At 65.5% G+C, this 18,292-nt stretch carries 7 protein-coding genes, 1 tRNA gene and 1 pseudogene; 6 read left to right on the top strand and 3 right to left on the bottom strand.

Annotated features, from left to right (window positions below; genetic code table 11):
- Nucleotides 1-224: 224 nt before the first annotated feature.
- Genes A5659_RS12330 through A5659_RS12320 form a run of 3 tightly spaced genes read left to right on the top strand, consistent with a single transcriptional unit; the run spans nt 225 to nt 13,292 of the window.
- Nucleotides 225-10,940 carry a BTAD domain-containing putative transcriptional regulator gene (locus tag A5659_RS12330; RefSeq protein WP_082976041.1) on the top strand — a complete coding sequence of 3,572 codons (10,716 nt, stop codon included), beginning with the start codon at nt 225-227 and terminating at the stop codon, nt 10,938-10,940.
- A complete protein-coding gene (locus A5659_RS12325) occupies nt 10,937-11,653 on the top strand; it encodes a Type 1 glutamine amidotransferase-like domain-containing protein (RefSeq protein WP_066869517.1) in 717 nt (238 codons plus the stop codon). Before A5659_RS12330 ends, A5659_RS12325 begins: the two co-directional genes overlap by 4 nt.
- A gap of 37 nt (nt 11,654-11,690) precedes the next feature.
- Complete coding sequence (locus A5659_RS12320; RefSeq protein WP_067181376.1) at nt 11,691-13,292, top strand: bifunctional aminoglycoside phosphotransferase/ATP-binding protein; 1,602 nt, start codon at nt 11,691-11,693, stop codon at nt 13,290-13,292.
- Nucleotides 13,293-13,314: 22 nt separating this feature from the next.
- On the opposite strand, the gene A5659_RS12315 is transcribed toward A5659_RS12320, so the two are convergent.
- Nucleotides 13,315-14,235, bottom strand: coding sequence for a YgcG family protein (locus A5659_RS12315; protein ID WP_067181372.1), 921 nt, complete (start codon nt 14,233-14,235; stop codon nt 13,315-13,317).
- A 217-nt stretch (nt 14,236-14,452) separates the two neighbouring features.
- Here A5659_RS12315 and A5659_RS12310 point away from each other — a divergent pair, with 217 nt between their 5' ends.
- Nucleotides 14,453-15,859 (top strand): aldehyde dehydrogenase family protein, encoded by a 1,407-nt coding sequence (locus A5659_RS12310; protein ID WP_067181368.1) that lies wholly within the window; start codon nt 14,453-14,455, stop codon nt 15,857-15,859.
- 109 nt (nt 15,860-15,968) lie between these two features.
- On the opposite strand, the gene A5659_RS12305 is transcribed toward A5659_RS12310, so the two are convergent.
- A complete protein-coding gene (locus A5659_RS12305; RefSeq protein WP_067181366.1) occupies nt 15,969-17,072 on the bottom strand; it encodes a cytochrome P450 in 1,104 nt (367 codons plus the stop codon).
- Between the two features lie 320 nt (nt 17,073-17,392).
- Between A5659_RS12305 and A5659_RS12300 the strand changes: the two genes are divergently transcribed.
- Nucleotides 17,393-17,466, top strand: a tRNA-Cys gene (locus A5659_RS12300).
- Between the two features lie 2 nt (nt 17,467-17,468).
- Here A5659_RS12300 and A5659_RS12295 read toward each other — a convergent pair.
- Nucleotides 17,469-17,858 (bottom strand): YchJ family protein, encoded by a 390-nt coding sequence (locus tag A5659_RS12295; RefSeq protein ID WP_067181363.1) that lies wholly within the window; start codon nt 17,856-17,858, stop codon nt 17,469-17,471.
- Between the two features lie 163 nt (nt 17,859-18,021).
- Here A5659_RS12295 and A5659_RS28510 point away from each other — a divergent pair.
- Nucleotides 18,022-18,292: pseudogene (locus tag A5659_RS28510) on the top strand (hypothetical protein); the annotation flags it as partial.

Raw genomic sequence — 18,292 nt, 5'->3', positions numbered from 1 at the left:
AACGGGTCGGGTCGACGGCGATGTCTGGAAGGCGACACTCCATCCCTGCCCTGAGTTTCCTCGTGCACGAGTGGGCGTGTACCCGCTCAGTAGCTGGCCAACATACTTCGCGCTCACGTCAGATTGCTTGCATTCAAGAACTGCAGGCAGCGTGCCTTTACCCGATCTTGACCAGGTATTGAATTGTCCCGCCGAAGATAGCTGACGTGAGTACGCTTTCATCGGTGGAACTGGGGGTGTTGGGACCTCTCCAGGTCCGGCAAGACGGGACGCCCGTCGCTATACCGGGCGCGAAACCGCGCGCCATCCTCACGATGCTGGGACTGCACGGCGGCTCCGTCGTGCCGGCCGACACCCTCGTCGAACTGCTCTGGGGCGAGGAGCCGCCGCGCACCGCGGCCAAGGCCCTGCAGACCCACATCTCCTCGTTACGCCGCGCCCTGGGTGACGGCTTTGTCCTGACCCAGGGGGCCGGTTGGGTTCTGGCCGACAGCGAGATCGACGCCTCGCGCTACAAGTCGGCGGCCCGGCTGGGGCGCGACGCCGCCGCCGCTGGCGACACCAGCCAAGCGGTGGCACGGTTCGAGGAGGCCCTTGCCCTTTGGCGCGGGATCCCCGAACTTCCCGATGGCCGGCCCGGAACTTCGGAAAAGACGCGGTGGATCGAGAGCCATGCCGCGCTGGTCGAAGATCGCGCGGACGCACTGCTGGCCACGGGCCGCGCCGCCGAAGTCATCGGCGATCTCGAGGCGGCGGTGGCTGAGGCCCCGCTGCGGGAAAGGCGATGGGGTCAGCTGATGCTCGCCCTCTACCGGGCCGGCCGGCAGGGCGAGGCCCTCGGCGCTTATCAGCGAGCGCGATCGCTGCTCGCCGACGAACTCGGGGTGGATCCCGGCCCGAATCTCCGCCGACTCGAGGCCGCGATCGTCGCGCAGGACGCGTCGCTGGATGTGGCTGTGGCACAACATGCTCCGTCGGTGACGCGCGCGGTCACCTTCCTGCTCACCGACATCGAGGGGTCGACGGCTGCCTGGGAGGCCGACGCCGACGCCATGGCGGTGGCGCTCGCGCGCCACGACGAGCTCGTGGAACAAGTCGTCACGTCGCGGGGAGGACGGCTGATCAAAACGCGCGGCGAAGGGGACGCGACGTTCTCGGTGTTCGACCGGCCCTCCGCGGCCGCCTCCGCCGCTGTGGAGCTGCAGGACGCGATCGCGCATGAGCCGTGGGCCTCGCGCGATCCCATCCGTGTGCGGATGGCATTGCACACCGGCGAGGTCGAGCTTCGCGACGGCGACTACTTCGGCCGGGCCGTCAACCGGGTCGCGCGGCTGCGGTCATTGGCCGAGGGTGGCCAGATCCTGTGCTCCGGCGCGACGGCCGAGCTCGTCATCGACACGTTGGCCGACGACGTGTTGCTCACCGATCTGGGGATGCGTCAGCTGAAAAACCTCGCGCGCCCGGAGCATGTCTTCGAACTGCGCCTGGAAACCGGTGTGGAACAACCGGAATCGCATACGGACGAAGCGGCGCCCCTCGAGCGTCCCGGCCTTCCGGCGGTACTCGTCGGTCCGGGGCCATTCGTCGGACGCGGCCGCGAACTCGAGGGGCTGCTGTCCGCATGGCAGAGCACGCTGGCCGGCGGCGTCCGCACGGTGCTGATCGCCGGCGAGCCCGGTGTCGGCAAGACGCGGCTGGCCGGCGAATGGTCGCAGCGGGCGTACGAGCTCGGAGCGGTCGTGTTGTACGGCCGGTGCGACGAGGACCTCGGCGCGCCCTATCAGCCGTTCGCGGAAGCGTTGCGTTCGCTGGTGCCCTGCATGGGACCCGACCGGCTGAGGGGGCTGCGCGGCGTCGAGGCGTTGCTGTCACTGGTGCCCGGGCTGGCCGATGTCGTGCCCGATCTCGTCCGCCCCGCCCACTCGGATCCCGACACGGAGCGCTACGCGCTTTTCGATGCCGTCGTCGCTCTGCTGGAAACCGCGTCGACGAGCGCGCCGGTCCTTCTGGTTCTCGACGACCTGCACTGGGCGGCCAAACCGACGCTGCTGCTCCTGCGGCATTTGCTGCGCTTCGGCGACCACGCCCGCGTCCAAATCGTCGGTACCTACCGCAGCACCGACCTCGACCGGGCCCATCCTCTGGCGGCGACGCTCGCCGACCTACACCGAGATGGCACTGCCAATCGGCTCAACCTCGGCGGCCTCGACGAGGACGACGTGACCACCTACGTCGCCGAGGCGGGCTACGACGATGAGGAACTCGCCCACGCGCTGGCCTCGGTTACCGGCGGCAACCCCTTCTTCCTCATCGAGGCCCTGCGTCACGTCGATGAGAGTGGCGGCGTGTGGGACCAGAGCACCCTGCCCCAGGGTGTACGGGAAGCAGTGAGCCGCAGGCTTTCTCGGCTGCCGGTCGAGACCAACAAAGCCCTTGCCGCCGCCGCGGTGATCGGCAGCCGCTTTGCTGTGGAGCTGGTCGAACAGGTGGTCGGCACCGACCTCGTCGACGCGTTCGACGAGGCGCGTCAAGCGGGCATCGTCATCGAAGAGCCCGGCGGGTTCTACCGGTTCAACCACGCCATCGTCCGGCAGTCTCTGCTTGCCGAGCTGGCGTCGGTGCGGCGCATGCGATTGCACCAGCGCATCGCCACCACCTTGGAGACGTCGCCGGGCGCCGAGGACGAGCTGCTGGCCGAACTGGCTCATCACTATTTCGAGTGTGCGTGGGCGGGGAACGCGGCCAAGGCGGTGTTCTACTGTCGGCGTGCCGCAGATCAGGCGATGGCACGACTCGCCTACGAGGGCGCCGCTGACCTTTACCACCGCGCCCTGCACGCGCTGGAGGAGATCGACGACGAGCTCCCCGACCGCGACGACCAGACCGTTGAGCTATTGGTCGCGCGTTGCGAGGCTCTGCTGGCCGCCGGTGACGTGGCCTCCGCGGCCGGTGCGGTCTCTCAATTGCAAGCCGCGACAGTGGATTCGGCCCGGCTAGCGGCGTGGGCGACATGTTTCGATGGTCAGCTGACCATGTTAATTCACCCCGAACGGCTCGACGAGGTCGAAACCGCGTTGGGCGCGGCCGCCGCCAAACTCGCCGAACTGGACGACCCCGCTGGAGAAGCCAAGGCGCACACCGTGCGCGCCGGGTGCCTCGCCCGTCTTGGCCGCATCGGTGACTGCGAAGTTGCCCTCGATGACGCCCTGACCGCGGCGCGGCGGGCCCGCGAACATCGCCGGGTGAACGCGGTCTTGGCGGGCGCACCCCTGGCGGCGCTGTGGGGCCCTAATCCGGTTCCGCGCGCGGGCGGCCGGTGCCTGGATGTGGTTCGGCTGCTTCGGATCACGACCGACTCCCCCGCCGTCGAGGCGACCTCCACGCGATGCCAGGCCGTGCTCGAGGCGTTCCGCGGCCGTACGGCCGCGGCCCGGCGGATGATCGATTCGGCCCGGCGCACGGTCACCGAGCTCGGCCTGCGCCACGCGCTGCTGGAAGTCGAGCAGTTTGCCGGCATCGTCGAACTCATCGGCAATGACCCAGCCGCGGCGGAGACTCATCTACGCAAGGCCTACAACGGTTTTCGTCGTATGGGGCTGGACGCCGACACCGCCGAGACCGCGGCACTGCTGGGCCGCGCATGCCTTGCCCTCGACCGCGAGTCTGAGGCCGCCGAATTGTGCACGGAAAGTGAGCGTTTGGCCGGGCACGCGCTGAAGGCGTCGATCGCGTGGCGCACGCTGCGGGCACACTTGCTGGCCCGCGGCGACGACTACGATGCGGCCCGCCAGGTCGCCGAGGCCGCGGTGACTTTGGCCGAGCGCACCGACGCCCTGGTCGATCACGGCGACGCGTGCCTGACGCTGGCAACGGTTTTGGGGCGTGGCGGCGACATGGCGGCGGCACGAACCGCCGCAGGGCAAGCGGTCGATTTGTACGAACGCAAAGGCGCTGCGGCGCTTGCGGACATGGCGCGGGCCGTTCTCGGCGAAAGTGCCGTTCCGCCCGCACCGGCTCCGCCCGAGGCGCCAGTTGTCGAACTCGACAATGCGTGCGTCCGAGTCGGCGAACGCGTGGTGGCCGCCATTAATCGTGAGGCTTGGGACGAATTCGAGCAGTTGTTCGCGCCAGACGGATTGATCGAGAGCCGCCGCAAGATAGTCGGCTTTGGACAAATAGACGTCCCACCGGGCGAATTTCCACGCGTGAACAGGCGGGTTTTAGAGACAGTCCCCATGCGGCTCAGCCAAAGGATTGTCGCCGTCCGAGGTGAGCGTCTAGCGCTCGCTCGACTGGTGATAGGCGCGGACGACGCGACCCCTGGGGCACCGCAGGACGAATTCGTCCTGCTGTATGGCATCGATGAAGATGGCCAGATCTGCCTGCAGGTGTGGTTCGACGTCGACGACATGGACGCCGCGATGGCGGAACTTACTAATGCATACGCCCGACCTGAGGAGATACCTTCTCGAGCGCCGCTGGCGAATGCCGCGACGCGGGCATACGAGCGACTGCACGCGCATTTCGCGGCCCGCGACTGGGATGCGATAACCGAGCTTCTCGCAGACGACTACTACGGCGACGATCGTCGTTCTGTGGTAGGCGCGGGGATTCGACGCGGCCCGGGTGCCGCGCTAGAAGACTACCGGTCGGCCGCCGACATTGAGGTGACGGACGCAACGTCAGACACCGTCGCAACCCGTGGAGGACGCCTCGCCCTCGTTCGTGCCCGCTACTCGCGAAGCGGCCTGGAACCGGGCGCGTTCCGCGTCGATTTCCTACAAATAGTCGAAATCGACACCACAGAGCAGATTGCGGCAATGGCCGCATTCGACCTCAACGACTTCGACGCCGCTATCGCTGAGCTCGACCGCCGGTACCTTGCGGGCGAAGGCGCGCCGCACGCGCGAACTTGGTCAGTCATCACGCGGGCGTACGCCGCGGTTAACCGACGCGAACCACCGCCCACGACGCCTGACTGGGTCAACCTCGACCACCGGAAAGCGAGAGCATTTGCGCCGGGCGACCTTGCGGCGTACCTCAAAGTCACGTGGGACCTACTGACGCCGGGCGTCAACATCTACATCGAGGCTGTGCATCGACTGACCGCCTTGGGAGCGGTCGTCACGCGCGTGTACCAAGGGATCTCGCGCGAGGGCTTCGACGCCGAATGGCGGGAGGTCGGCGTTTCGACGGTGAAAGGCGACCTGATAGACCGCTCGGAGCTCTTCGACGAGACAGACCTCGGTGCCGCGATCGCAAGGTTTGAGGAGCTCGACCGGCGCGCGCGACGGCTGGAGAACGCTGCGACCCGCGTGGTCGAGCATTTCCTTAACCACTTGGCGGCTGGCGACTGGCCCGCTATTGCAGAGTTTTACGCCGAAGACGTTTCAACCTATGACCGACGTCGCGTTGTGGCCGCCGAGGTCATCCAAGGCCGAGACGCCAACGTCGCCAACTGGCGAGTGCTGGTCGACTTCGCTCCGGACAACCTAACGTCGACCACGGTTGCGACCCGCGGCGAGCGCCTCACCCTCACTCGCGTGCACTCTGCGGCGTTCCAAACTGATGTGCTCAACCTCCTCGAGATCGACGCCGACGAGCGGATCAAGGCGGTCATGGTGTTCGACCTGGAAAACTTCGACGCCGCCATGGCTGAACTCGACACCCGCTACCTGGCCGGCGAAGCGGCGTCGTGTGCACGTACGTGGTCGGCCGTAGCGCGTAGTTACGCCGCGCTCAACCGGCATGAGCCGCCACTTACTTCGCCCGATTGTGTCAATGTCGACCATCGACGCGAGACGGCGTTCGGGCCCGGCGATGTATCCGCATACATCAACGCCGGGTGGGACTTTCGACAGGACACCAATATCTATGTCGAGCAAGTGCATCGGCTGAGCGATGCCGGGACGGTGATCACCTATGCGGCACAAGAGTTTTCGGAAGAGGGATTGAGGGCGGAGTGGCGCGGGATCGCGGTTCTTGCGGTCGCGGGCGGCGTGATTCACCGGACGGAGGTCTTCGACGAGGCGGACATCGATGCCGCCATCACGAGGTTTGAGGAGCTCGGCCGGCCGACGCCGGAGCTGGAGAACGCGGCCTCGCGCGTATTCAAACATGTCTGGTCGCACTTCGCGGCTGGCGACTGGGATGCCATGGCTCAAACGGTGGCTGACGACTATGTCGGCATTGACCATCGGCGGGTCGTCAGTGCTGATACCCAGCACGGTCGGGACGATGTGATCCGAGACTTGCAGGCCGCCGCCGGAGTCGGGTTCACGATCTCGATGGTGAGCGCCATCGCGATCCGTGGAGAACGTCTCGTCCTCGCGCGGAGTCGCGCCACCGGCTCCGATCCCGGCGGGGTCCAAAATGATGCCCTTAATGTCTTCGAGGTTGACGCCGATGACCGAATCGCCAGGGTCGTCTCATACGACATGGAAGACTTCGACGCCGCCGTCGCCGAACTCGACGCCCGATACATGGCTGGCGAAGCGATGGCCCACGCGCGCGCGTGGTCTGTAATCAAGGGGGCCTACGCCGCGCTGAATCGGCGTGAGCATCCAGCGACGACAGCAGATTGGGTGAACATCGATCATCGGCGAGGGATATCGTTCGCCCCTGGCCATGTCTCTGCATCACTAAACAATTGGCTCGCCACGCCGTACCTGAGCAACTCCATAGAGGCGGTGCATCGACTGGACGACCTAGGGGCGGTGGTTACCAATGTGACGCACGAAACCTCGCGAGAAGGTTTTGAAGCCGAGTGGCGAGGGATCAGCGTCCTTACTATCGAAGGTGATTTGGTCAACCGCTTGGAAATCTTCGATGAGGCAGACCTGGGCGCCGCGATCGCGAGGTTCGATCAGCTGCATCCACGCCCGCGGCAACTGCAAAACAAAGCGAGCCAAATCGACGACCGATTCCTGGCGTACTTCGCGGCCCGCGACTGGGATTCGATGGCGGAGATGACGGCCGACGGGTTTACTAGTGACGATCGTCGTCGCGTGGTGGGCGCGGGAGTCCAACTGGGTCGAGAGGTCGATATCGACAATATGCGGGCGTGGGCTGACGTCGGCATCCAGAAGATAGTTTCAGACGTTATCGCCACGCGGGGCGAGCGCCTCTTCCTCGGTCGTACTCGGTTCTTTGGCCCCGAGCAAGGACCCGCCGCATTTCACAGCGAGGTGCTCGGTCTCATCGAGATCGATGCCGAAAACCGGGTCTTGGCACGCGTCGTGTTCGATGGCGACGACTTCGACGCCGCTGTCGCCGAACTCGATTCGCGTTACCTGGCCGGCGAGGCCTCCTCCAACTCCCGCACCTGGTCGCTCATGACAGAGGCTTTCGCGGCACTCAGCCGCCGGGAGATACCGGCGACGACACCTGATTGGGTAAACATCGACCACCGGCGACTCGCACCGATCGGTGCGGGCGACCTGGAGGCGTTTCTCCATGCGACGTGGGAACTTTCGCCGCGGGCCCGCATCTACATCGCGGCTGTGCACCGGCTGAGCGGTCGTGGCGCCGTGGTCACCCACGTGGCAATCGGGACCTCCCCGGCGGGTTTCGACGCCGAGTGGCAGGTAGTCGACGTTGTGTTGTTCGACGGCGACCGAATCAGCCGCACCGAGCTTTTCGACGAGGCAGACCTCGAGGAGGCCCTTGCCCGCTTCGACGCGATTCAGGCGGCGGCCCGGCGACCGGAGAATGCGGCAAGCCAAGTAGCCGAGCGCTTTACAGCGCTGTACGCCGCTCGTGACTGGGTCGCGATGGCCGAAATCCTGGCCGACGGCTTCGTCAGTAACGATCCGCGTCGGGTAGTGGGCGCCGGAGTCCGGGAGAGTCGAGACGCCCAGATCGCGGACATGCGAGCGATCGCCGACCTGGGGTTGACGAACATGACGTCGACCGTCATGGCAACGCGCGGTGAACGCCTCGTGCTTTTGCGCGCCCGCATGGACTTTTCAGGCACCGGTCAAGGTCCATTCCTCACAAACGTGCTCGCCATCGTCGAAATCAACACCGACCGACGAATGACCGCGCTCGTATCCTTCGATGCGGACGACTTCGATGCCGCCATCGCCGAACTCGATGCCCGTTACGTCGCAGGCGAAGCGGCCGCTCACGCAGACACGTGGGCAGCGGTCGCCGGCGTGCACGCGATGTTCAACCGGCATGAATATCCCCCAGAGGATTGGGTGACGGTCGACCACCGCCGGGGCACGCCGTTCACCGCCAGCGATATGACTTCGGCCGTCCACACGCTCTTTGATCTCACGCCTGACTTCAAGGTCCATATCGAAGCCGTGCACGAAATCAACAGTCGTGGAGCGGTGATCACCAACTATGCACACGGGTCCTCGCCGGACGGCGTGGGAGTCGAATGGCGCATGGTGATGCTTCACCTCGTCGATGATGGTCGACTCACCCGTTGCGAAGTCTTCGACGAGACAGACACGGAAGCCGCCATCGCGCGGTTGAAGGAACTCAGCCGGCCGGCACCGCGATTGGAGAACCGAGCGACCTTGGCGGTCGGGCAATTCCTGGCGTACTTCGCCGCTCGCGATTGGGAGGCGATGGCGGGCCTGGTCGATGAAGCTTTCTTGTCGGACGACCGTCGTCGAGGCATAAACGCCGGAATCCGCCGCGGTCGAGACGTTGAGATGGCGAATTGGCGCGCCACCGCCGAAGTTTGGAAGTCCGATGTCCGGGCGACCACCGTTGCGACTCGTGGAGAGTGCCTCGCAATCCTGCGTTTCACCTTTGCAAGCCAAGATTCGCTACCCACGGCATCGCAGGCTGCCGCGCTGTCCGTCGTACAGGTCAACGACGACAGCCGATGTGCGGCTACTGTCGTATTTGACCCCGAAGACGTTGACGGAGCCTTCGAAGAGCTTGAAACCCGTTACCTGGCAGGAGAAGCAGCCGCGCAGGCGCACACCTGGTCCGTAATCTCTAGTGCCTATGCCGCCATGAACCGGCACGAGCTTTTCGCGACAACGCCAGACTTCGTCGACATCGACCGTCGGCACGTGACCACAATTGCGTCCGGGGACGCGATCGCAAACCTTCGCGCTTCGTGGGAGCTTGCGCCGAATCTGAACATCTACATCGAGGCCGTGCACCGGCTCAACCATCTCGGAGCGGCCATCACCTATGCGGCCAAGGGGACATCGCAGAACGGTTTCGAGGGCGAGTGGCGGGCGATCAACATCCTGACGATCGAAGGTGATTTGATCAGACGGGCCGAGATTTTTGACGAGGCAGACCTCGACGCCGCGCTCGCCCGGTTCGACGAGCTCAGTCGGCCGGCCCTGAAAAACGCGGCAAGCCAAGCGTACGAGCGTATTTGTGAGTACTTGAGCGGCCGTGACTGGGACGCCCTCGCCGAGCTAACCGCCGAAAACATCTCCGTCGACGACCGTCGGCGAGTAGTGAATGCCGGGGTTATCAGCGGCCGGAAAGCCAATATCGAAAGCACGAGGGCGCTCGCTGAGGTCGGGTTCACCTTGACGATGCCGAGCGTCATAGCGACTCGTGGCGCACGCCTCGCGCTGCTCCGTGTTCGCGTTTCGGGCAGCGACCCGGAAGCGATTGCAAACGACGCACTGAACATTGTCGAGCTCGATTTCGACAGGCGCGTCGCGGCGGACGTCATTTTCGATCTCGAAGACGTCGACGCCGCCTTCGCGGAGCTCGAAAGCCGTTACCTTGCCGGGGAAGCAGCCAATCACGCCGATACGTGGTCGGTGGTGATCGGCGCCAACGCCCAATTCAATCGCCACGAGCTTCCCGCGACGACGCCGGACCCGGTTTACATCGATCATCGACCGCTCGTATCGATCGACGATGTTGATCTGGCCACCTCCGTTGGTGCCATGTGGGACCTCATGTCGGATAGCAGCGCCTACATCGAAGCCGTGCATCAGCTCAGCGGCCTCGGAGCCGTCACCACCCAAGTGCTGAAGATGCTCTCGCAAGAGGGCTTCGACGCGGAATTGCGGTTGACCTACGTGATTACGGTCGAGGGCGACCTGCTTAGCCGCATCGAGGTCTTCGACGAGGCAGACCTCGACAAAGCGCTCGCGAAGTTCGATGAGCTGCACCGCCCCACGCAGCGACTGGAGAATGCGGCGAGCCGGGCGGAACACCTTCTCTTTGCGCACTCGGCGGCCCGCGATTGGGCCGCTGCAGCCGAGATTTTGGCCGACAACAGCTTCGTCGAGGATCACCGGAGAGTGGTGAATGTCGGGTTCTGGGACGGTCGCGATGCCATGCTGAAAAACATGCAAGCTTTAGAAGAGGGCCTCGCGCGGGTAGCTCTGACGGTCATTGCGACACGCGGCGAGCGCCTCGCCCTCATTCGTGTGCGTTCCTATGACCACGGCTTACAACCGGGGGAATTTGTGGTCGAGATTTTGGGAGTCACCGAGGTCGACTCCGCCGGGCGGATTGCGGCACACGTATTCTTCGATGTCGACGACATCGACCGCGCTTTCGAAGAACTCGAAACGCGTTATCTAGCAATCGAAACAGCCGCCCATGGGCGTACGTGGTCGACACTGTTGCGAGATTTCGCCGCGTTCAACGAACACAAGCTTCCATTGACGGCGCCAGACTGGGTGAACCTAGACCACCGGCGGGGTCGAGCGTTTTCGCCGGGTGACCTCGTTCCATACATCCATGCCACGTGGCAGGTGGCGCCGCAGGCGAAGATCTACGTCTATGCGGTGCATCGGCTGAGTGATCTCGGAGCTGTCGTCACCCAGTCGACGCATGGGACGTCACCGGACGGCTTCGATGCCGAGTGGCTCGAGATAAGTCTTTTTACTCTCGACGGCGACCGGATCAACCGCTGCGAGGTATTCGACGAGGCGGACCTCGACGCCGCGCTGGCGCGCTTCGACGAGCTCACCGGCAAAGACCAGCCGAAGTGACGGCGCCGCAACGTCAACCGCTCTACTTGCTGGCGGACAGCCAGCTGCTGTTCTGGAAGCGTCACGACCGGCTCCTTCTCGAAGAAGCGCTCGATGGATTGGCACGCGACGAGCCGCCGAGCGCCGCCTACGTCGGCGCCTCCAACGGCGATCGTCTGGAGTTCTACGAAATCTTCGAAGCCGCAATGGATGCCATGGGCCTCACCGACCGCCGGATGGTCCGTTCGTCCTTCGGACCTCACGACCGCGCTTTCCTGGAGCGAGCACAGTTGATCGTCCTCGCCGGCGGCGATGTGCGTCGTGGCTGGACTACGTTCGAGAAAACGCGCATGAAGGACGTGATTCTGGACCGGTACGCCAAAGGAGCTGTCCTCGTTGGTGTCTCGGCCGGTGCCGTCCAGCTCGGACGCCACGAACTAGCCGACGCACCAGAAACTTCCGCGACCGAGCTGCTCACCCTGTTCAATCTGGTGCCGATGATCATCGACGCGCACGACGAGCGGGCCAAATGGACGCGACTCTCGCGAACAATTCAGCTGCTCGACGGATCGGTGACCGGCCTCGGAATCCCCACCGGCGGCGGCGCTGTCGTGCACCAGGGCGGCACCATCGAGCCCCTGCGGCATGCCGCCCACACAGTCACCTTCGACGGCGTGGACGTCACGCACTCGCTGGTGCCCGCCGACGTTCGGCCAGGATACGAAAGCCCTTGACGGGCGGCCAGAGCGCCTGCAATCGTTCGGCGAGACCATGACGCACGCCTTCGACCCGACCGGACCCGACGGCCGCCCGCGGATCGTCGCCGATCTGCTGCGACCCGATGCCTACGACCCGCCGGCCGACGATGTGCGTCTCCACGAAACGCACAGCTCGTGGGTCCTGCTCGCCGGCAGTTACGCCTACAAGCTCAAGAAGCCGGTGAACCTCGGCTTCCTGGACTTCACCACCGTCGAGCGCCGCCGCGCCGACTGCGCAGAGGAGCTGCGCCTCAATCGGCGGTTCAGCCCGCAGATGTATCTGGGAGTCGTCGAGGTCGCCGAGCGAAAAGGCCACTACCGCATCGGCGGTGAACCGGGGTCGGGCGAGCCGGCCGTGTGGATGCGGCGCCTACCGGAGGAGGGCATGCTGCCCGCCAAGCTCGCGCGCGGTGACGTTGACATCCGTCTCGCGCGTCGAATTGGTCGCACCCTGGCCAAGCTTCACGACAGGGCCGAGACCGGCCCGGACATCGATGAGTACGGCAGCGCGCCCAGCGTGATAGCGAATTGGCGGGAAAACTTCGACCAGATGGCACCTTTCATCGGCCGAACCATCTCGCGCGACGTCAACGAGGACATCCGCACGTACGTGGACCAGTTCGTGCGCAGCAACGCGCCGTTGCTTCGACAACGGGTCACGGAAGGTCACGTCCGGGATGGGCATGGTGACCTGCACGCCGCCAGCATCTGCATCGACAACGGCCAGATCCTGCTGTTCGACAGCTTGCAGTTCGCGCCGCGCTATCGGTGCGCCGACCTGGCCTCGGAGGTGGCGTTTCTGGCCATGGATTTCGAGTATCACGGACGCGCGGACCTGGCCTGGGCCTTCGTCGACTCCTATGTCCGGGCCAGCGGCGACGATGGCTTGCCCAGCCTGCTCGACTTCTACACGTGCTATCGCGCCTACGTTCGCGGCAAGGTCCGCAGCCTACGGCTGGCCCAAACCGAACAGACTCCCGATGGTGAAGGGCATCAACTCATCGCGGAGTCGCGGGCCTACTTCGACCTGGCCTGGGCGCATGCGGGTGGCCTGCCACGACCACCGATGGTGGTCACCATGGGCCTTCCGGCAAGCGGCAAAACGACATTGGCGCGCTCTCTCGCCGGCCGATTCGGGCTGGTGCACCTCTCGTCGGACGTGGCGCGCAAGAGGATGGCGGGAATCGAACCCACCCAGCGTGGCACCGATGCGTTCGGCTCCGGTCTCTACGACCCCGCAACGACGCGGACTACATACGCTGCGCTGCGCCGCGACGCGGGCCGCTGGTTACGCCGCGGCCGCGGCGTGGTCGTCGACGCCACGTTCGGCAATCCGGCCGAGCGGGCCCGGATGCAAAAGCTTGCACATCGACTCGGCGCCGATCTTCACGTGGTCCTGTGCGACGCGGACGACGCCACGCTGATGGCGCGTCTCGAGCGTCGCGCCACCGAGCGAGGCGTCGTCTCGGATGCGCGCATCGAGTTGTGGCCTGAGCTGCGAGCCGCTTTCACGCCTCCCGACGAGCAACGCTCCGTGCTGCGGGTCGACGCGACGCGAAATATCGAGGACACCGTCGAACAGGCGGTGGCGCTGCTGCGTGCAAGCTATCGATAGCTACGCGGCTCTCTTTCGGCGATCACCGGGTCGACGCGTTGCCGCGTCGTCGCGGCGTGCGGTGCGCGGCGAGCACATCGGCATTGGCCAGCGTTTGCGCCTGCGCGGCCAGCGTCGATGCCCGGTTGGCGTAAGCAATCGCTTCGTCCTGGTTGCCCGCTTCCTTGTCGCGCGCCGCTGCCAGGTGCCGTTTCGCGTCGTCGAGCCTGGCCTGGGCCTCGGATCCGATGGTGGCGCGATGCCTGGCGGCATAGTCAGAGATCTGGCGCACCCTGGCGTCGGCGGTCGACAACGCCTGCTGCAACGGAGGATCGCCGCCGTCCACGGCCACCTGTCCACCGGTAGTGCTCGCGCGCCGGCGGCGGCGTGCGCGAAACAGCAGAAGCAACAGCAGCAGGACGACCACGACGGCGATGACGCCGATCGCGACCGGCAGCCAGCTCGACTTTGACGAGCCAGCCGCCTTGGGCGAGCTGGCCGATTTGTCCAGCCCGTCGGCCGCCGCGACCGCCACACCACCCCAGTTCTTGGCGCCGAGCACGGGTTCAATCTGGTTGCTGCGCAAGCTGTTCAACTCTGCCGGTGTCAGGCCCGGCACCTGTGGGGGCACGCTGAACGCGTACAGCTTGGTGTTGGTGGCGACGGCCAGCAACGCGTCGTGGTCGCCGATCCCGCTGGCGCTGCGTGTCTTATCGGCCCAGTTGTCGGGTTTGAACCTGTTGAAGTTGTCGACGTAGACGACCCACAGTTGAATGTGCCGATCGCGGTAGAGCCGGTCGAGCGCTTCGCTGACCGCTGCCCGGTCGGAAGCCGTCAGCACGCCGGTGCTGTCGGTGATGTGGTCGGTGAGCTTGAACGGGGGCTGCGCCCCGGCCGGGGTTGCCCAGAGCAGCCCCGCTACGAGGATCGTCAGGACCGCGCCGAACAGACGAACAACCCGCATAGGGGTCAATCTAGCCGTCCAGGCGGGGGTTCGGGCAGGGGTCAAAGTCGCGCCCCGCGGGCCTCGGTTCCTGTTCGCCATGGCGGTGACCAGCGGAATCCACCTAGGTTGCAGGCTCGCCGCGGTCTTCGATGCGTACTGGACACCCCTTGGTTAAGCGCGTAACCTCTGTCGGGCGACGACAGCATTCCCCGCGAGTGAAGGGCTATGAGGAACATTGAGTAACACCATTGCGGTCTTCAACCCGTCCACCGAGGAGCAGATCGCGGAGGTCCCCGATTCCGACCAGGCGGCCGTCGACGCGGCCGTGGCCCGGGCACGCGAGACCTTCGAGTCGGGGGTGTGGCGCAAGGCGCCCGCATCGCACCGCGCCAACGTGCTCTTCCGCGCGGCGCGCATCATCGAGGAACGCAAAGACGAGCTGGCCGCGCTCGAGTCGCAGGACAACGGGATGAACCTGACGGCCGCGGGCCACATCATCCCGGTCTCGGTAGACATGCTGAAGTACTACGCCGGCTGGGTCGGCAAGATCCACGGCGAGTCGGCCAATCTCGTCTCTGACGGCCTGCTCGGCACCTGGGAGACCTACCACACCTTCACCCAGCTCGAGCCCGTCGGCGTCGTCGGCCTCATCATCCCTTGGAACGGACCGTTTTTCGTCGCGATGCTCAAGGTCGCGCCGGCGCTGGCGGCGGGATGCAGCGCGGTCCTCAAGCCCGCCGAGGAGACGCCGCTGACCGCGCTGAAACTGGAGGAGATCTTCCGCGAGGCGGGTCTGCCCGACGGCGTTCTCAACGTCATCACCGGTTACGGCGAGACCACCGGCGCCGCGCTCACCGCGCACCCGGACGTCGACAAGATCTCGTTCACCGGGTCGACGGAGGTCGGTCGGCTGATCGTGAAGGCGGCGGCGGGGAACCTCAAGCGGCTCACCCTCGAGCTCGGCGGCAAGTCGCCGCTGATCATGTTCGACGACGCCAACCTCGACAAGGCCATCATGGGCGCTGGCATGGGCCTGCTCGCCGGCTCCGGGCAGAACTGCTCGTGCACCTCGCGCATTTACGTCCAGCGCGGCATCTACGACAAGGTGGTCGAGGGCCTCGCGGGATTCGCCCAGATGCTGCCGATGGGCGGCAGCGATGATCCGGACTCCGTGCTGGGCCCGTTGATCAGCGACAAACAACGCAAGCGGGTCGAAGGCATCGTCAACGACGGCGTGGCCGGTGGCGCGCAGGTGATTACCGGCGGCAAGCCGATGGACCGCAAGGGTTACTTCTACGAGGCGACGATCATCACCAACACCACACCCGAAATGCGCCTGATCAAGGAAGAGATCTTTGGGCCGGTGGGCTGTGTGATCCCGTTCGACGACGAGGACGAGGTGATCGCCGCCGCGAACGACACGCACTACGGGTTGGCCGGTTCGATTTGGACCGAGAACCTCTCCCGCGCCCACCGCGTCGTGAATGAGCTTCGCGCGGGCCAGATCTGGGTGAATTCCTCCCTCGCGGCGGACCCGTCGATGCCGATCAGCGGCCACAAGCAGTCGGGCTGGGGCGGCGAGCGTGGCCGCAAGGGTATCGAGGCCTACTTCAACACCAAGGCCGTCTACATCGGCCTCTGACCGGCCTTCATCGAGTCGCGAGCGTAAGCACACGACGGAAACTGGCTTGGTTTTTCGCAGTGGACTTACGCTCGCGGCGTCTTGCGCGCTAAGCCCGATCCCTCCGTACTCACCGGTCTGGTCGCCACCTGAGCGGCACGTGCACCGGAAACCAATCGTCGAAAATCACTGCTGGCCGAGCGCTGTAGGCTTTGGGATGCCACGCTCTGGGGACATCGCCACCGTTCCAGTCGAACCAGAAAAACGGGACCTCGGCAAGCCACACCTCAAAGAACGCGCTCAGCAGATCCCGGGCCAGATGCGACGCAGGACAACGGTGCGGGCCTCCCCCAAAACTCCAATGACGTTGCGGACCATTCAGTTTGATGCTGTGACCCGACATGTCGTCGGTCTCGTCACGGTGAACCAGCCCGACACACAACTCGACGGGGGACGCGGCTGGGATCGTCGTGTCGCCGATTGTAATGCTGCGACTGGTGATTCGTGAGACGGTCTTCGCCCCACCATCCAACCGCAGCAGCTCCTCGATGAACCTGCCTTGCCGATCTGGGTTTTCGCGTAGCTCCCGCTGAAGTATCGGCTGCCGCGCCAGCACCGCCAATCCGGCCTTGATGGCTAGTGACGCAAAACTCACCCCGCGGCCCACCGAGCCCATCACTCCCAGTACTTCTAGGTCGGTGAGCGGTTCGGTGGCGAGAAGGCTGATCACATCGGGGCCGCCCTGTGGCGCTCGGCGGATCGCCCCCACCAGTTCGACGTTGACCGCGTCGGGAGCGAGGTCTGTAGGCAGCCCGCAGATCGTGACGAATGCTGCGCGCCAGACAACGTCAGCGACACCCGCACCATCGCAGCTGTCCCGTCTCGCCGCTACGGCGCCGACGATTCTTTCGATGATCCCCCGCACGGGCCTCAGCATGTCCCGCGAATTCCCCGGCGTGAACAACAGCTCGACCATTATTTTCCGGTAAGGCCCGAAGGGCGGGTTGCCGGGCATCAGTTCGCCCTGGCGGCTGGCGAAAGTCTCGCCATCGCGTATGGCGGCGAGGACGTCGTCGCGGCGCCATAGCACGTATGTGCCGTCTGGCTCCCTCAGCACTCTTTGACCGGCCCGCTGTGCGGCGGCCAGCCACTCCCGAAAACCCGCGGCTGCATCCTCGTCGGACCGCATGACTTCCAGCGCGGCCAGATCGGCGTCGCCACCAGACTCGATCATTGCGCACCAATGACTTTCACGCCACCACCTAAAACTCCGACACCGCAAGTTTATCCGCAGGAAGCCCGTCGTAGCTCAACGACCGCCGAACACTTGGAGCAAAACGCCTGACGAACCGCTGCGGCGGGTGCGAGCGCGGACGGGCCGCGCAGGCAGGGCGGGCGCTAGCGCGAGCGTAAGCGCACCGTGGAAATTGGCTTGGTTTTTCGCAGTGGACTTACGCTCGCTGGCGTCCTTGGCCCGCGGCCGGCTCAACGAAATGATCGCGCCGAGGCAAACTCTGGGCAACAGCCGCGTGCGGTGGCATCGTTGCGACCTGTGCGGGTGTGGCTGAGTGGTTAGGCAGCGGCCTGCAAAGCCGTACACACGGGTTCAAATCCCGTCACTCGCTCCAAATCAGAGAGACCGTTTCGCGACGGCGTCGAGATAGAACCATCGGCCGGCGCGGCGCTCGAAGCGGCTGCGCTCATGCAGACTGCCGGCGCGGCCGGCGGATTCGTAGCGGGCGGTGAATTCCACCTCCCCGGCATTGTCGTCGGCCCCGCCCGCGACGGTGTCGCTTACCTCTAGACCGGTCCAGGTGATGCTGGGGTCGACGGTCACCTCGGGTGGCCGGGTACGCGGATGCCAGGTGCGAAATAGGTAGTCGGCGTGGCCGCGCGCAAATGCCGAATACCTCGAGCGCATCAACGCCTCGGCCGTTCGGGCCTGCGACTCACCGTCATGCAAGGGCCCGCAACACGCGGGATAGGTTTCGCCGCTGCCGCAGGGACACGGTTCGTTCATGCCACGACACTGACACACCCTTACGGCGACTCCCCCGGCGGCGCGGCGCCGGCCGCATCCTGCAGCACCTGCTGCAACTTGTCGAGGGGATCGCCGTTAGCCGGGTCGAGCCGTCGTGGCGGGATCTCCCGGCCGTCGGGTGCGACGGCGACGGGCGGCGGCGGTGGCGGGGGACCGCGTACGCGCCGACGAACGCTACGCGAGTGCGCTGGCCGTCGTCGACGCCGCGCCGGGCGGCTGCTTTTCCGGCAACGCCGACTGGGACCCGCAACGGCGCGCCATCCGTGACGACGCGGCAAACAGGTTGGCGGTTAAGAGAAGTGCGCTCAACGCGCCGCCGGAAGCGCCGCCACCCCCGCCACCACGCAACCGAGATCAGTTTGACAGCGATCAAGAGCGCCAGGACGGTCAGCGGGGCCGAGTAGATGACAAGG

Origin of the sequence: Mycobacterium sp. 1165196.3 (genome assembly GCF_001673415.1) — a bacterium.
Lineage (GTDB): Bacteria > Actinomycetota > Actinomycetes > Mycobacteriales > Mycobacteriaceae > Mycobacterium > Mycobacterium europaeum_A.
Note: the sequence above shows the minus strand (reverse complement) of the source record. Positions and strands in the feature narration are given on the sequence as shown.